Source organism: Huaxiibacter chinensis, from assembly GCF_022171985.1.
GTDB lineage: Bacteria > Pseudomonadota > Gammaproteobacteria > Enterobacterales > Enterobacteriaceae > Enterobacter > Enterobacter chinensis_A.
In genome coordinates, this window is sequence record NZ_JAJVHF010000002.1 from 516,217 (window position 1) to 532,352 (window position 16,136).

Annotated in this window: 11 protein-coding genes; 6 read left to right on the forward strand and 5 right to left on the reverse strand. The window is 53.7% G+C overall.

What is annotated here, in order from left to right; all coding sequences use genetic code 11:
* Window positions 1-49: 49 nt before the first annotated feature.
* Both ampD and ampE read left to right on the forward strand, forming a co-directional pair.
* Complete coding sequence (ampD, locus tag LZP96_RS08255; RefSeq protein WP_064324847.1) at window positions 50-613, forward strand: 1,6-anhydro-N-acetylmuramyl-L-alanine amidase AmpD; 564 nt, start codon at window positions 50-52, stop codon at window positions 611-613.
* The gene (gene ampE, locus LZP96_RS08260) at window positions 610-1,464 is read left to right on the forward strand and encodes a beta-lactamase regulator AmpE (RefSeq protein WP_064324848.1); all 855 of its coding nucleotides are present in this window, start codon (window positions 610-612) and stop codon (window positions 1,462-1,464) included. The genes ampD and ampE overlap by 4 nt, the downstream gene beginning before the upstream one ends.
* Before the next feature lie 18 nt (window positions 1,465-1,482).
* Here the strand turns inward: ampE and LZP96_RS08265 are convergent, their stop codons facing one another.
* The 3 genes from LZP96_RS08265 to aroP form a co-directional block, all read right to left on the reverse strand.
* Complete coding sequence (locus tag LZP96_RS08265) at window positions 1,483-2,433, reverse strand: glycoside hydrolase family 43 protein (RefSeq protein WP_064324849.1); 951 nt, start codon at window positions 2,431-2,433, stop codon at window positions 1,483-1,485.
* A gap of 10 nt (window positions 2,434-2,443) precedes the next feature.
* Window positions 2,444-3,841 (reverse strand): glycoside-pentoside-hexuronide (GPH):cation symporter, encoded by a 1,398-nt coding sequence (locus LZP96_RS08270; RefSeq protein WP_064324850.1) that lies wholly within the window; start codon window positions 3,839-3,841, stop codon window positions 2,444-2,446.
* Between the two features lie 161 nt (window positions 3,842-4,002).
* Window positions 4,003-5,376 (reverse strand): aromatic amino acid transporter AroP, encoded by a 1,374-nt coding sequence (gene aroP, locus LZP96_RS08275; protein ID WP_087892558.1) that lies wholly within the window; start codon window positions 5,374-5,376, stop codon window positions 4,003-4,005.
* A gap of 536 nt (window positions 5,377-5,912) precedes the next feature.
* Between aroP and pdhR the strand changes: the two genes are divergently transcribed.
* The 4 genes from pdhR (at window position 5,913) to lpdA (ending at window position 12,995) form a co-directional block, all read left to right on the forward strand.
* Window positions 5,913-6,677, forward strand: a complete 765-nt coding sequence (gene pdhR, locus LZP96_RS08280; RefSeq protein ID WP_064324853.1) for a pyruvate dehydrogenase complex transcriptional repressor PdhR — start codon at window positions 5,913-5,915, stop codon at window positions 6,675-6,677.
* A 127-nt stretch (window positions 6,678-6,804) separates the two neighbouring features.
* Window positions 6,805-9,468, forward strand: a complete 2,664-nt coding sequence (aceE, locus tag LZP96_RS08285; protein WP_064324854.1) for a pyruvate dehydrogenase (acetyl-transferring), homodimeric type — start codon at window positions 6,805-6,807, stop codon at window positions 9,466-9,468.
* Between the two features lie 14 nt (window positions 9,469-9,482).
* Entirely contained in the window at window positions 9,483-11,372 is a 1,890-nt protein-coding gene (aceF, locus tag LZP96_RS08290) for a pyruvate dehydrogenase complex dihydrolipoyllysine-residue acetyltransferase (RefSeq protein WP_064324855.1), read from the forward strand.
* Between the two features lie 198 nt (window positions 11,373-11,570).
* Entirely contained in the window at window positions 11,571-12,995 is a 1,425-nt protein-coding gene (gene lpdA, locus LZP96_RS08295) for a dihydrolipoyl dehydrogenase (protein ID WP_064324856.1), read from the forward strand.
* Between the two features lie 41 nt (window positions 12,996-13,036).
* On the opposite strand, the gene LZP96_RS08300 is transcribed toward lpdA, so the two are convergent.
* Window positions 13,037-13,831, reverse strand: coding sequence for a DUF2950 family protein (locus tag LZP96_RS08300; protein ID WP_064324857.1), 795 nt, complete (start codon window positions 13,829-13,831; stop codon window positions 13,037-13,039).
* A gap of 10 nt (window positions 13,832-13,841) precedes the next feature.
* Entirely contained in the window at window positions 13,842-15,404 is a 1,563-nt protein-coding gene (locus LZP96_RS08305; RefSeq protein ID WP_064324858.1) for a DUF3300 domain-containing protein, read from the reverse strand.
* Window positions 15,405-16,136: the final 732 nt, after the last annotated feature.

A 16,136-nucleotide genomic window follows, 5' to 3' on the forward strand; every position in this document is an offset into this window, starting at 1 on the left:
ACATGCTACTCTGAACCGAGAATCTGCACCATAGATAAGGAGAACCGGCATGCAGTTACACGACGGATGGCTGGTGGATGCGCGGCATGTGCCTTCGCCGCACCATGATAGCCGCCCGGAAGATGAAACTCCTTCACTGCTTGTGGTACACAATATTAGCCTGCCGCCCGGTGAATTTGGCGGTCCGTGGATTGATGCCTTATTCACGGGGACGATTGATCCTGACGCCCATCCTTTCTTCAAAGAGATCGCGCATCTGCGCGTATCCGCCCATTGTCTTATTCGCCGCGACGGCGAAATCGTTCAGTATGTGCCTTTTGATAAGCGAGCCTGGCATGCGGGCGTTTCTTCTTATCGTGGACGTGAACGCTGCAATGATTTCTCGATTGGCATTGAGCTTGAAGGTACGGACACCACGCCCTATACCGATGCGCAATATCAGGCCCTGGTGACCGTGACGCAGGTTTTAATTGCGCTTTATCCTGCACTCGCTGACAACATTACCGGCCACTGCGATATTGCGCCGGTTCGTAAAACCGACCCGGGCCCTGCTTTTGACTGGTCCCGGTTTCGCGCCATGCTTACCGCTTCGTCAGATAAGGAGATAACATGACGTTGTTTACCATCCTGCTGGTTATGATCGCTGAACGCTTGTTTAAGTTAGGCGAACACTGGCAACTGGATCACCGTGCGGAACTCTTCTTCCGTCGCATAAAACATTTTTCGATGTGGCGGACGTTACTGATGACGGCGGGTGTGATGGTCGTGGTCTTCCTGCTTCTGCGTGCGCTTTACGGACTTTTTTTCAACGTACCGCTGCTGGTGGTGTGGATCCTGCTGGGGGTGCTGTGTATTGGCGCAGGAAAAGTGCGATTACACTATCACGCCTATCTGAAGGCGGCGGCCCGGGATGACAGCCATGCCCGTGGCGCGATGGCCAGCGAGCTGACCCTGATTCATGGCGTACCGCCGGATTGCAACGAGCGTGAATTTTTACGCGAGCTGCAAAATGGCCTGCTGTGGATTAACTTCCGTTACTACCTGGCGCCGCTGTTCTGGTTTGTCGTCGGTGGGCCATGGGGACCGGTATTGCTGATGGGGTATGCGTTTCTGCGCGCCTGGCAGACCTGGCTTGCGCGCTACCTGACCCCGCATGAGCGCTTGCTGTCGGGAATAGATGCCATTCTGCATGTTCTGGACTGGCTGCCCGTGCGTCTGGTGGGGGTGGTTTATGCCCTGATCGGACACGGAGAAAAAGCGCTTCCTGCATGGTTTGCCTCACTGGCCGACCGCCATACTTCGCAGTATCAGGTACTGACCCGTCTGGCGCAGTTCTCACTGGCACGCGAGCCGCATACGGACAAAGTTGAAACCCCTAAAGCCGCCGTGTCGATGGCGAAGAAAACGTCGTTTGTCGTGGTGGTGATTGTGGCGATTCTGACAATTTACGGCACGCTGGTGTAAGCCAGCGCACCATATCCCTTAAAGCGTATCGGCGGGCGGGATGCCAAAATCAGGCATCCCGTTAGCGTCCCAGCGCACGGTTTTCAGGCGCGTATGGCGGTTTGGGTCATACAGCGGATCGCCTTCTATTTCGGTATAATTCCGCGCGTGATAAACCAGCACATCCTCTCCGTTCGGCGTTTGCGTGAAACTGTTATGTCCGGGACCATACTGGCGGTTTTCATAGCTGGTGGTAAAGACCGGGCGCGGTGATTTATGCCAGTTGTCCGGGTTGCGCAGGTCGGCGTTTTTATCTATCCACAGCAGCCCCATGCAGTAATTTTCATCCGTGGCGCTGGCGGAATAGCTGATAAAGAGTTTATCTTCATGCATTAACACCGCCGGGCCTTCGTTCACCCAAAATCCCCGACATTCCCAGTCATACTCCGGTTTGCTGAGCATCACCGGATCGCCTTTGAGCGTCCACGGGTTTTCCATTTCACAGAGATAGAGATTCGAGTTTCCTGAAATATCCGGCGCTTTTTGCGCCCACAGATACCAGCGTTTTCCCTGATGAACGAACGTGGTCGCGTCCAGGGCAAAGGTATCGTAAGGCGTTTTAATTTGTCCTTTTTCTACCCACTGACCGCTAAGCGGATCGCTGTCTGCACATTCAATCGCAAACATACGGTGCTGGAACATACCGAGCGCATCCAGCGCCTGCGTGTGCGTGGCAGCGAAATAGATATACCAGCGACCCTCAATGTGATGCAGTTCCGGCGCCCAGATGAGCTGGCTCATCGGGCCGCTTTCAGGTTTGCGCCAGACAACGGTCTCTTCGGCGTGACGTAAACCCTCAAGAGAATCTGCGCGGCGAAGCGCCAGCCTGTCGTACTCCGGCACAGAGGCAATAAAATAGTATTGCCCTTCGTGGTGCAGGATATACGGATCGGCACGTTGTTCGATAAACGGGTTAGGCCAGTGACACATTCGGATCTCCTTATTTTGTCTCTGCTGCTTTGAGTTCCTGATAGTCACTCAGTTCGCGGTAATTGGTGCGACGTTTTTCCAGATCTTCCTGAATCTGTTTCATCGTCTCACGATCTACTTTCAGTAAACGGACCACGCCGGCGGTAATCAAATAGCCCACGCCAGGAATGACGGTGAAGAGCAACACAATACCGTTTATGGCATCCGCGCTTTGCGCTTTTGCGCTGGCATCGTAGCCATACCAGGAGAGCAGGAAACCCACCATCGCGCCCGCAATCGCCAGCCCCAGCTTCAGGAAGAAGATATTGCCTGAGAAGCTGATCCCGGTAATGCGTTTGCCCGTTTTCCATTCGCCATAGTCATCCACATCCGCCATCAGGGACCAGTGCAGCGGGGAAGGGATTTGATGCAGGATGTTAAGCAGGAAATAGAGCACCACGATGGTTAGGGTGGCTGACGGATCGAAGAAGTAGAACGCACAGGAGAAAATGGCCAGTGCGATGTTGGTCCAGAAGAACACTTTCAGCTTACACCAGCGATCGGTGAGAACCTTCGCCAGCATACTGCCGAGCATCATGCCGACCACGCCCAGGCTGATAAACAGTGTCGCGAAGTGGGTACTCTGGCCCATAACCCAGGTCACGTAGTACATCGTGGCCGCCATACGGATAAAGCCGGGGCAAACATTGCATAGCGTCAGGAGCAGGATCCGCACCCACTGGTCGTTCTTCCAGGCATCCTTGAGATCGTTTTTGAGTTCGTCATTGGTTTGAACCGCAGGGCGAATACGTTCCCGCACCGTGGCAAAGCTGAACAGGAACATACAGGTCCCGATCAGCGCCAGCACGGTCATGGCTAACTGATAACCTTTGGCTTTGTTATCCCCACCGAACCACTCGACCATCGGCAGCAAGGTTAAGGAGAGCAGCAGCGTCGCAATGCCGACCATCACGAAGCGGTAGGACTGACACGCAACACGCTCTTTGGGATCGTTGGTGATGACACTGCCTAAAGAACAATAGGGAATGTTGATCGCGGTGTAGGTCAGTGAAAGCAGGAAGTAGGTCACAAACGCATAGATAACTTTGCTGTTGTAAGTCCACTCCGGCGTGGTAAACATCAGAATACTGAACAGGGCGTAGGGGAAAGCAATCCACAATAGCCATGGACGAAAACGACCATACTTGCTGCGCGTGCGGTCAGCGATCGCGCCCATGATTGGGTCAGTAACGGCATCAATAACGCGAACAGATAACAGCAGTACCCCCACCAGCGCAGGTGCAAGACCAAAAATATCCGTATAGAAATAGTTAACAAACAACATGATAGCGCCGAAGATGATATTGCATCCTGCGTCGCCCATGCCATAGCCGATCTTTTCTTTCACTGAAAGTTTATTGTTATCCATCGACAAATCTCCGGGTTGCGGTATGGAGAGAATTATTTGTTAGCAAAGCAATATATGCGTTGCAGGATAAAGGCGGTGATATGGATGAAATGGCTATTGGTGAGAATTTGTGAGGCAGGTAACACGCTCTGTGCCCGTGGCCGGGCACAGAGAGGAGAGGTTTAGTGCGCTTTACGCGTTTTTGCGTTCTTCTGCTTAACCAGATAGCCCACACCGAGTATGACAATCCACACCGGGATAAGGTACACGGAAATCGCCATGCCCGGTGTCATCAGCATGATGACCAGAACTGCGACCATAAACGCCAGGCAAATCCAGTTACCGACAGGATAGAACAGGGCAGGGAAGCGAGTGGACACGCCCTGTTTCTGTTTTGCACGACGGAATTTGATGTGTGCGAGGCTGATCATCGCCCAGTTGATGACCAGAGCGGAGACTACCAGCGCCATCAGCAGACCAAAGGCGGATTCCGGTGCCAGGTAGTTAATCAGGACGCACAGCGCCGTCACAACGGCTGAGACGATAATGGTATTGACCGGCACGCCACGTTTATCCACGTTAAGCAGAACCTTCGGGGCGTTACCCTGCTGCGCCAGGCCGAAGAGCATGCGGCTGTTGCAATAGACGCAGCTGTTATAGACCGACAGCGCGGCGGTCAACACGACGATATTCAGCGCGTTCGCCACGAACGTGTCGCCCAGCTCATGGAAGATCAGCACAAACGGGCTGGTGTCTGCGGTCACGCGCGTCCACGGTAGCAGAGAAAGCAGCACGGCCAGCGAGCCCACATAGAAGATGAGAATGCGGTAGATAACCTGATTGGTCGCCTTCGGGATACTTTCCTGTGGATTGTCCGCTTCTGCCGCGGTAATCCCCACCAGCTCCAGGCCGCCAAACGAGAACATAATGATGGCCATCATCATGACCAGCCCGGTCATGCCATGCGGCAGGAATCCACCTTGCTCCCAGAGATTGCGTACGGTGGCCTGTGGACCGCCGTTGCCGCTGAACAGCAGCCAGCCGCCAAAAATAATCATGGCGACAACCGCAACCACTTTGATAATGGCAAACCAAAACTCCATCTCCCCGAACACTTTTACGTTTGTCAGGTTAATGGCGTTAATCAGAACGAAGAAGACCGCCGCGGAAGCCCATGTCGGCACCTCGGGATACCAGAACTGAATATACTTGCCGACGGCCGTTAGCTCAGCCATGGCAACCAGAACGTACAGCACCCAGTAGTTCCAGCCGGAAGCGAAACCCGCGAAACTTCCCCAGTATTTATAAGCAAAATGGCTGAACGAGCCGGCGACGGGCTCTTCCACAACCATTTCGCCCAGCTGACGCATGATCAGGAAGGCAATGAACCCTGCAATGGCATAACCCAGAATAATACCAGGACCTGCAGACTGTATAACCGATGCGCTGCCTAAAAACAGGCCGGTGCCGATAGCGCCACCCAGAGCGATAAGCTGAATATGGCGATTCTTAAGGCCGCGCTTTAGCTGATCGCCGTGCTGTTGACCTTCCATTATGAAACCTCGTGTGTGGTTGTTATGTTCACGCTCGGGCGTGTGTAATTATCAAAGTCCATTTCTGTATTGATTTCTTTACGGTTAAGTTAACCGAAAAAAAACGGAGATGACTTCCGTTGACGTCAGAATAGTGATAAGTGCCTGTGAATGCACCTGCTTTATGAAGGGGTGATGACGAGTTGAATAAAAAGAAAGCATTTGTAAATTCCAGCGCGGCCCCCCTCTCCCCCAACCTATAGAATAGAAATGCCCCTTAAGTGGGCGAATTTTCACTATTTGCCTTGTTGAATCGCTTCAGATTGCAAAAACCTTCGTTTCATTAAGGTTAAATCCACCTCTTTAGGAGTAATCAGTTCATTTGTGCAAAGTTACATTTCTGAAACGTTATTTCTGTAAGGTTGTTAAAATGTGCAGCGTTTACTGATTTCAATCAAAACCAATATGGACAGAAGGTGAATACTTTGTTACTTTAGCGATACGAACATGAAATTGGTAAGACCAATTGACTCCGGGCAAAAAGGCGTAAGACAGGGAATATGGCCTACAGCAAAATTCGCCAACCAAAACTTTCCGATGTGATTGAACAGCAGCTGGAGTTTTTGATTCTCGAGGGGACACTGCGCCCCGGTGAAAAACTCCCGCCTGAACGCGAACTGGCGAAACAGTTCGACGTTTCCCGTCCCTCTCTGCGTGAGGCGATTCAACGTCTCGAAGCGAAGGGCTTGCTGCTTCGTCGTCAGGGGGGCGGAACCTTTGTACAAAACAGCCTGTGGCAGAGCTTCAGCGATCCGCTGGTAGAGCTTCTTTCTGACCACCCAGAATCCCAGTTTGACCTGCTTGAAACCCGTCACGCGCTTGAAGGTATTGCGGCCTATTACGCCGCACTGCGCAGCAATGATGAAGATCGCGTGCGCATCCGTGAGCTGCATCAGGCCATTGAACGGGCCCAGGAGTCAGGCGACCTCGACGCAGAGTCCAGTGCCGTCGTCCAGTATCAAATTGCCGTCACCGAAGCGGCACACAACGTGGTGCTCCTCCATCTGCTACGCTGCATGGAGCCGATGCTGGCCCAAAACGTTCGTCAAAATTTTGAATTGTTGTATGCCCGCCGGGACATGCTCCCGCTGGTCAGCAACCATCGCACCCGAGTATTCGAGGCGATAATGGCCGGGGAACCGGAGCAAGCGCGTGAAGCGTCGCACCGCCATCTGGCTTTCATTGAGGAAATCTTGCTGGACCGCAGCCGTGAACAATCACGCCGTGAACGTTCACTGCGTCGCATACAGCAACGAAAGGATTAAGCGCCTTTTTTAGAGCGCGGCAACTAAACGCAGAACCTGTCTTATTGTGCTTTTCGTGTTTGAAAAAAAAGTGCAATGGGACAGGTTCCAGACAAATCAACGTATTAGATAGATAAGGAATACCCCCATGTCAGAACGTCTCCAAAATGACGTGGATCCGATTGAAACTCGCGACTGGCTACAGGCGATCGAATCGGTCATCCGTGAAGAAGGTGTTGAGCGCGCTCAGTATCTGATTGATCAGCTCCTTTCAGAGGCTCGCAAAGGCGGCGTGAAAGTCGCAGCAGGTGCAGGGGCTAACAACTACGTAAACACGATTGCCGTCGAAGACGAACCGGAATACCCGGGCAATCTGGATCTGGAACGTCGTATTCGTTCTGCTATTCGCTGGAACGCCATCATGACCGTTCTGCGCGCTTCCAAGAAAGATCTGGAACTGGGTGGCCACATGGCGTCCTTCCAGTCTTCCGCAACGGTTTACGAAGTGTGCTTCAACCACTTCTTCCGTGCAGCCAACGAAAAAGATGGCGGCGATCTGGTGTACTTCCAGGGCCACATCTCTCCTGGCATCTACGCGCGTGCTTTCCTGGAAGGTCGTCTGACTGAAGAGCAGATGAACAACTTCCGTCAGGAAGTTCACGGTAAAGGTCTGTCTTCTTATCCGCACCCTAAACTGATGCCTGAGTTCTGGCAGTTCCCGACCGTTTCTATGGGTCTGGGTCCAATCGGTGCGATTTATCAGGCTAAGTTCCTGAAGTACCTGGAACACCGTGGTCTGAAAGATACCTCTGAACAAACCGTTTACGCCTTCCTGGGCGACGGTGAAATGGATGAGCCAGAATCTAAGGGCGCTATCACTATCGCGACCCGTGAGAAACTGGACAACCTGTGCTTCATCATCAACTGTAACCTGCAGCGTCTGGATGGTCCGGTAACCGGCAACGGCAAGATCATCAACGAACTGGAAGGTATCTTCAGCGGTGCTGGCTGGAACGTGATTAAGGTCATGTGGGGCGGTCGTTGGGATGAGCTGCTGCGTAAAGACACCAGCGGTAAACTGATCCAGCTGATGAACGAAACCGTTGATGGCGACTACCAGACCTTCAAATCTAAAGACGGTGCCTACGTTCGCGAGCACTTCTTCGGTAAATACCCAGAAACCGCAGCACTGGTGGCAGACTGGACCGATGAGCAGATCTGGGCCCTGAACCGTGGTGGTCACGATCCGAAGAAAGTTTACGCTGCACTGAAAAAAGCGCAGGAAACCAAAGGCAAAGCAACTGTTATCCTTGCACATACCATCAAAGGTTATGGCATGGGTGATACCGCCGAAGGTAAAAACATCGCTCACCAGGTGAAGAAAATGAACATGGACGGCGTGCGTTATATCCGCGACCGTTTCAATGTGCCAGTCACCGATGAGCAGGTTGAGAAACTCTCTTACATCACCTTCCCGGAAGGCTCAGAAGAGCACAAGTACCTGCACGAACGTCGTCAGGCGCTGAAAGGCTACCTGCCTGCTCGTCAGCCTAACTTCACCGAGAAGCTGGAACTGCCTGCGCTGGAAGATTTCTCTCAGCTGCTGGAAGAGCAGAATAAAGAGATCTCGACCACTATCGCTTTCGTGCGTGCCCTGAACGTGATGCTGAAGAACAAGTCGATCAAAGATCGTCTGGTACCTATCATCGCCGACGAAGCGCGTACCTTTGGTATGGAAGGTCTGTTCCGTCAGATCGGTATTTACAGCCCTAACGGCCAGCAGTACACCCCGCAGGACCGTGAGCAGGTTGCTTACTACAAAGAAGACGAGAAAGGCCAGATTCTGCAGGAAGGGATCAACGAGCTGGGCGCAGGCGCATCCTGGCTGGCTGCTGCGACCTCTTACAGCACCAACAACCTGCCGATGATTCCGTTCTACATCTACTACTCCATGTTCGGTTTCCAGCGTATCGGTGACCTGTGCTGGCAGGCTGGCGACCAACAAGCTCGCGGCTTCCTGGTAGGCGGTACTTCCGGTCGTACGACCCTGAACGGTGAAGGTCTGCAGCACGAAGATGGCCACAGCCACATTCAGTCTCTGACTATCCCGAACTGTATCTCTTACGACCCGTCTTACGCGTACGAAGTGGCAGTCATCATGCATGACGGTCTGACCCGCATGTACGGTGAAGCGCAAGAGAACATTTACTACTACATCACCACGCTGAACGAAAACTACCACATGCCGGCAATGCCAGCAGGTGCCGAGGAAGGTATCCGTAAAGGTATCTATAAACTCGAAACCGTTGAAGGTAGCAAAGGTAAAGTTCAGCTGTTGGGCTCCGGCTCTATCCTGCGTCACGTACGTGAAGCAGCACAGATTCTGGCGAAAGACTACGGCGTCGGTTCCGACGTATACAGCGTGACCTCCTTCACTGAACTGGCGCGTGATGGCCAGGATTGTGAGCGCTGGAACATGCTGCACCCAATGGAAACGCCGCGCGTTCCGTACATCGCTCAGGTGATGAACGACGCTCCAGCGGTTGCTTCTACTGACTATATGAAACTGTTCGCTGAGCAGGTTCGTACTTACGTACCGGCTGATGATTACCGCGTACTGGGTACTGACGGCTTCGGTCGTTCTGACAGCCGCGAAAACCTGCGTCACCACTTCGAAGTGGATGCGTCTTACGTGGTTGTTGCAGCACTGGGCGAACTGGCTAAACGTGGCGAAATCGATAAGAAAGTGGTTGCGGATGCAATCACCAAATTCAATATCGATGCAGATAAAGTTAACCCGCGTCTGGCGTAAGAGGTAAAAGAATAATGGCTATCGAAATCAATGTACCGGACATCGGGGCTGATGAAGTTGAAATCACCGAGATCCTGGTCAAAGTGGGCGACAAAGTTGAAGCAGAACAGTCGCTGATCACCGTGGAAGGCGACAAAGCCTCTATGGAAGTTCCGTCTCCTCAGGCTGGCGTTGTTAAAGAGATCAAAGTCTCTGTCGGCGACAAAACTGAGACCGGTAAACTGATTATGATTTTCGATTCCGCCGACGGTGCAGCTGATGCTGCACCTGCTCAGGCAGAAGAGAAGAAAGAAGCGGCTCCGGCTGCCGCTGCACCAGCAGCCGCTGCGGCAAAAGACGTTAACGTGCCAGACATCGGCGGCGACGAAGTTGAAGTCACCGAGATCATGGTCAAAGTGGGCGACACAGTCGAAGCTGAGCAGTCTCTGATCACCGTAGAAGGCGACAAAGCCTCTATGGAAGTTCCGGCTCCGTTCGCGGGTACCGTGAAAGAAATCAAGATCAACACCGGTGATAAAGTGTCTACCGGCTCACCGATCATGGTCTTCGAAGTGGCGGGTGCTGCACCTGCTGCCGCGCCTGCACAGGCTGCGGCTCCGGCAGCAGCCGCTGCTCCGGCTGCTGCGGGTGGCGCTAAAGACGTGAACGTGCCTGATATCGGCGGTGACGAAGTTGAAGTGACCGAAGTGATGGTGAAAGTCGGCGACAAAGTGGCGGCTGAGCAGTCACTGATCACCGTAGAAGGCGACAAAGCCTCTATGGAAGTCCCGGCGCCGTTCGCGGGTACCGTGAAAGAGATCAAGATCAACACCGGTGATAAAGTCTCTACCGGCTCTCTGATCATGGTCTTCGAAGTGGAAGGCGCTGCGCCTGCCGTGGCTGCTGCGCCAGCACCTGCTGCTGCACCGGCAGAGAAAGCTAAACCTGCTGCGGCCCCTGCGGCAAAAGCAGAAGGCAAATCTGAGTTCGCTGAAAACGACGCTTACGTCCACGCAACGCCGCTGATTCGTCGCCTGGCGCGCGAATTCGGTGTGAACCTGGCGAAAGTGAAAGGCACCGGCCGTAAAGGTCGTATCCTGCGCGAAGACGTTCAGACCTACGTGAAAGACGCGGTGAAACGCGCCGAAGCTGCACCAGCTGCAGCTGCTGGCGGCGGTATCCCGGGCATGCTGCCATGGCCGAAAGTGGACTTCAGCAAGTTTGGTGAAGTTGAAGAAGTAGAACTGGGCCGTATCCAGAAAATCTCTGGTGCGAACCTGAGCCGTAACTGGGTGATGATCCCGCACGTTACGCACTTCGACAAAACCGACATCACTGACCTGGAAGCGTTCCGTAAGCAGCAGAACGCCGAAGCTGAGAAGCGTAAACTGGACGTGAAATTCACCCCAGTGGTCTTCATCATGAAAGCCGTTGCGGCTGCGCTTGAGCAGATGCCACGTTTCAACAGCTCCCTGTCTGAAGATGCACAGCGTCTGACGCTGAAGAAATACATCAACATCGGTGTTGCGGTTGATACGCCAAATGGTCTGGTTGTGCCTGTCTTCAAAGACGTGAACAAGAAGAGCATTACCGAGCTGTCTCGCGAACTGACCACCATCTCCAAAAAAGCGCGTGATGGTAAGCTGACGGCCGGCGAAATGCAGGGCGGTTGCTTCACCATCTCCAGCATCGGCGGCCTGGGGACTACCCACTTCGCACCGATTGTTAACGCGCCAGAGGTGGCTATCCTCGGTGTGTCTAAGTCGGCGATGGAACCGGTCTGGAATGGTAAAGAGTTTGTGCCGCGTCTGATGATGCCAATCTCTCTCTCCTTCGACCACCGCGTGATCGACGGTGCTGATGGTGCGCGCTTTATCACCATCATCAACAACACCCTGAGCGACATTCGCCGCCTGGTGATGTAATCGAAAAGCCGGCCAGTCGGCCGGCTTTTTTTCTGGTAATCTCATGCTTTCTGTGAGGTTATGGGTGAAAGCAAGAATTCATGAGCCGTTTGTTGTTTCAAAATTGTTAACAATTTTGTAAAATACGGGCGGATAGAACGTCCCGGTGGATGAAGGGCGACAAGTACCTGGACCGCCGGAAATCAATAAGAGGTCATGATGAGTACTGAAATCAAAACTCAGGTCGTGGTACTTGGGGCAGGTCCCGCAGGTTACTCTGCAGCCTTCCGTTGCGCTGATTTAGGTCTGGAAACCGTCATCGTAGAACGTTACAACACCCTTGGTGGTGTTTGTCTGAACGTCGGTTGTATCCCTTCTAAAGCACTGCTGCACGTTGCTAAAGTTATCGAAGAAGCCAAAGCACTGGCCGATCACGGTATCGTCTTCGGCGAGCCGAAAACCGATATCGACAAGATTCGTACCTGGAAAGAGAAAGTTATCACTCAGCTGACCGGTGGTCTGGCGGGTATGGCCAAAGGCCGTAAAGTGAAAGTGGTTAACGGTCTGGGTAAATTCACCGGGGCGAACACCCTGGAAGTGGAAGGCGAAAACGGCAAAACCGTGATCAACTTCGACAATGCGATTATCGCGGCGGGTTCCCGTCCGATCGAACTGCCATTCATTCCACATGAAGATCCGCGCGTATGGGATTCCACCGATGCGCTGGAGCTGAAAGAAGTACCAAAACGTCTGCTGGTTATGGGCGGGGGTATTATCGGTCTGGAAATGGCGACCGTTTATCATGCGCTGGGTTCAGAGATTGACGTGGTTGAGATGTTCGACCAGGTGATCCCGGCTGCCGATAAAGACATCGTTAAAGTCTTCACCAAACGCATCAGCAAGAAGTTCAACCTGATGCTGGAAACCAAAGTAACTGCCGTTGAAGCGAAAGAAGACGGTATTTACGTTTCCATGGAAGGCAAAAAAGCCCCTGGCGAAGCGCAGCGTTACGACGCCGTGCTGGTGGCCATTGGCCGTGTACCTAACGGTAAAAACCTGGAAGCAGGTGCAGCGGGCGTTGAAGTTGACGATCGCGGCTTTATCCGTGTGGACAAGCAGCTGCGCACCAACGTGCCGCACATCTTTGCTATCGGCGATATCGTCGGTCAGCCAATGCTGGCACACAAAGGTGTTCATGAAGGTCACGTTGCCGCTGAAGTTATCGCGGGCATGAAGCACTACTTCGATCCGAAAGTGATCCCGTCTATCGCGTACACCGAACCAGAAGTTGCCTGGGTGGGTCTGACCGAGAAAGAAGCGAAAGAAAAAGGCATCAGCTACGAAACCGCCACCTTCCCGTGGGCTGCTTCTGGCCGTGCTATCGCCTCTGATTGCGCTGATGGCGTGACCAAACTGATCTTCGACAAAGAGACTCACCGTGTCATCGGTGGTGCGATTGTCGGCACTAACGGCGGCGAGCTGTTGGGTGAAATCGGTCTGGCTATCGAGATGGGTTGTGACGCTGAAGACATCGCGCTGACCATCCACGCTCACCCGACTCTGCATGAGTCTGTGGGTCTGGCCGCTGAAGTGTTCGAAGGTAGCATCACCGATCTGCCGAACGCGAAAGCGAAGAAGAAGTAATTCTTCTGCTTAAGAAAAAGCCGCTCACTGAGCGGCTTTTTTTATTGTTTCACGGCCTGCCAGTGTTGATCCGGATGAAAGCGGGTCACCGCCTGAGCGGCCTGCTCAGAATCCTTCCCCATGTCCATTTGATACACGTTATCGTCCTGATTGATGATAAAACTCATCACGCCCGTTTGCCCGTAACTGACGGGCCAGGCGATCATCGCAAACCCCTTGTCATTGTCTGGCAGAATGCGGAAACGGTAGCCGTGATAGCCTGTCCCTGGCACCGCGGGGCTGAAGGCAGGGCCAAGTGGGCTTGGCGCTTCGCCGGGCGCAACGGGCCAGTAAAGGCCATCTTTTTTACCTTCTGAGCTGACAATCTTCTGCGCATAATGCTGGTTCAGGGCGTAGTAGCTTGCCTGCGCATCCACGTAGGCATGCAGCGCGGCAATGGCGGCAAGTTCATTGCGGCCAATTTCACGGGTCAGGATCTCATCGGCGGCTTTCTGCATATTAAACTGCCAGCCGGCGGCGGTTTTCACCACGGGAATGGGTAATTGCCATTGGTTATCGCCCACCAGCAGATGGGCGACGTCACCCTCGGTCACCGTACGGTGGCTCACTTTCCAGTCGCGTAAAAACCGAGCAACTGCCTCAGGATCGACACCTTCCGGCGGCAGGAATTCACGCCAGTTTTCGCCAAGCAGGTCTGCCATCGCCCCCTCGTTTTGCTCTCCGATTGCGGTGGCTAGCGCTTCGGTTGCCCGTTCTGGCGTGGTGAAGTGCTGTTGAGCAAAGGCAAAACTCGAGGCCATAAACAACACTATTCCACTGACTACGTTACTCTTCATATCGATTCCCTTAGCGATGGCGGAACTCGCGGTGTTCAGTTCGACCCGCAGGCATTTGTCGCTGCGGTTGATTTTGGTGGCGCGTGGCCATCTGACGACTCTGCAAGCCTCGCTGCTGCTGGGCTTGCCAGTTGGCAGAGCGGCTGTCATTCCCGCTTAATGCATTGGCGCGGGGCTGACGAGGGCGCGGCTGAACGTCCCGGTGCTGTGCTGGCTGGGATACCCGTTTCTCTTGTTTTGCCGTGCTGACCTGACGATGTTCTTGCGGCTGCATAGCCGTGCGTTTCGCCGTTTTGGGTGCGCTATCGTATCCCCGAAAGTTATTGCGCTGAGAAATCTGCTTTAACTGTTGCTGCGACATCTGACGCTGCGCATCTTTGGAGCCGGGGCGCGCCGTTTGCGACAGGTTTTTTCCGGTGGATTTTTCCATCTGCGTTAACGCAGCCTGGCGTTGATTATCGCGATTCACCGGCCTTTGCTGGGTTGCACTCAGCCCGGTCGCCGTGTTTGTGGCGTGGAAGCGGGTATTTAACTGATTCGTTGGGTAGGGTACCCCTTCACGGTAAGCGGGGTTGTGCTGCCAGTGACGGTTCGTATCAGTTAGCCGCTGCCCACTGATTTTATTGAAGTTATCGACGTTTATATTGATGTTGTTATCACCGTTGCGATTGTAGCCGCCGTGGTGATCCCAGTCGTCATCATGGTGGTGATCCCAGTCATCGTCATCATCCCAGTCGATGTTGCTGAAGATCGCGTAGGTAGTCGCCACGCCCAGGCTGAACCCCAAGCCTTTGACGAGGCTGTCCGTAAACTGCTCTCCCGGCGAGGGTGGTAAATAGACGGGCGGATAGCCGGTACTGGGCCAGGTGCCATACACGGTATTCGGATTATAGGTCGGGACATAAACGACCTGGGGATCGGCGGATTCGATTTTAATGACCGTCGGGCTTGCCGGAGCGGCAGCGGTATCTGTGCTGGTCCGGGAAGCGGTGGGAGCAGGGGCCGGTTTTGTCTCGGTGGTTACCGTTTGTTGCGGCGTCGATTGTAACGCGCCCGTTTTCTGCGCCAGCAGGCGTAAGCGCTGAACGGAATCCATCACGTCTTTCGGTTGCGCGAGGAAGGCATCGCCCAGATTCTGGATCCACGCGGGATTTCCCCCCATCAACGACATCAGCTGAGGGAATGCGACCAGCGATTTGACGCTGGGATCCCATGGCTGATCGGCAACGGCCTTCAGCGCCTCGTCACCCTGCATCTTCGGGTTGTCTTTTGACCACTGCGCCGCCTGAATGACGTTTGAGGGGTAGGTAGAAGCCATCAGTATTTGCGAGAGCAGCGCGTCGGGATAGAGAGCCACGGGCGCGGTCCACTGATCGATTTGTTCAGCGGTGTAGGCATTGGCAACCGGGGCAAGCGGCGCGACGGGAGACGGGGCGACAACGGTTGTGGGGGCCGCTGGAGGCGTCGTAATGGTTTCCGGTGCACGACTTTTGACATACAGCACGCCAGAGGCGGCGAGCAGCCCGGCACTGCACAGAAGGACCAGCAGATGTGGCTTAAAAGGCAACGTCATAATGTAACTCCAACGAAAGCAGTGCCTGATGGCGCTTTACAGGGTTGCGAGTATATTCTGAGGTTTTTCGCAGTTTTGACTTTTCTTGGGAATCGTCCTGTATGTCCGGATAAAGAGTGTGAGCATTTATGACACAAATTATAATTGCTGGTGGGAAAGACGCCTGAAATTTCAGAAGGCCGCTCTTGCGAGCGGCCAGCAGCTAGTTGCCGAGGTTTAATACAAACAGCACCGTGATGTCGGATATGTTCCAGCCACCGTGCAGTGCAGTCAGCACTAAACCTGTCACAACGATCAGCGCATAAATTCGCATCTCCATTGCGTGCGTTCTCTTGCAGGCTACGCGGATTCTTTCTTCACCGGGAAAGGCCGAACCAGGCAAGTTGAGGTTTTGCCACGTAGGTTACGGAACTGCTCCCGGGCCCGGTGACTGGTTGCTACACCAGCGAAGCAGGCCGAAGAAAAGCCTAATGGATCGAACAGTCCTTCAGAAGAGAAGAAATGCGATTACATGGAGTTACTTCTGAAAGCGGAAGGCGCTACGCAAAAGAGAAGATAGGGCTTGCAACGGAGAGGGCCGAGTAGCAAAATTTAACCCGTTGGGGTTTTGCCGCAAATCTGCCCGCCCGGTGTGCTACCACCGCAAGGCAACAAATTAACCGCCGTGAGGCGGTTTTTTTGTGCCTGAATTTCATTTCGCTCCCCGCTACACCATGCTTAACGATTCAGCAA

Bases quoted from the DNA above. Each gene is read 5' to 3' on its own strand.
- aceE (WP_064324854.1), top strand. From the start codon at position 6,805: ATGTCAGAACGTCTCCAAAATGACGTGGATCCGATTGAAACTCGCGAC.
- ampD (WP_064324847.1), top strand. From the start codon at position 50: ATGCAGTTACACGACGGATGGCTGGTGGATGCGCGGCATGTGCCTTCG.
- lpdA (WP_064324856.1), top strand. From the start codon at position 11,571: ATGAGTACTGAAATCAAAACTCAGGTCGTGGTACTTGGGGCAGGTCCC.
- pdhR (WP_064324853.1), top strand. From the start codon at position 5,913: ATGGCCTACAGCAAAATTCGCCAACCAAAACTTTCCGATGTGATTGAA.
- LZP96_RS08305 (WP_064324858.1), bottom strand. From the start codon at position 15,404: ATGACGTTGCCTTTTAAGCCACATCTGCTGGTCCTTCTGTGCAGTGCC.
- LZP96_RS08265 (WP_064324849.1), bottom strand. From the start codon at position 2,433: ATGTGTCACTGGCCTAACCCGTTTATCGAACAACGTGCCGATCCGTAT.
- ampE (WP_064324848.1), top strand. From the start codon at position 610: ATGACGTTGTTTACCATCCTGCTGGTTATGATCGCTGAACGCTTGTTT.
- aceF (WP_064324855.1), top strand. From the start codon at position 9,483: ATGGCTATCGAAATCAATGTACCGGACATCGGGGCTGATGAAGTTGAA.
- LZP96_RS08300 (WP_064324857.1), bottom strand. From the start codon at position 13,831: ATGAAGAGTAACGTAGTCAGTGGAATAGTGTTGTTTATGGCCTCGAGT.
- LZP96_RS08270 (WP_064324850.1), bottom strand. From the start codon at position 3,841: ATGGATAACAATAAACTTTCAGTGAAAGAAAAGATCGGCTATGGCATG.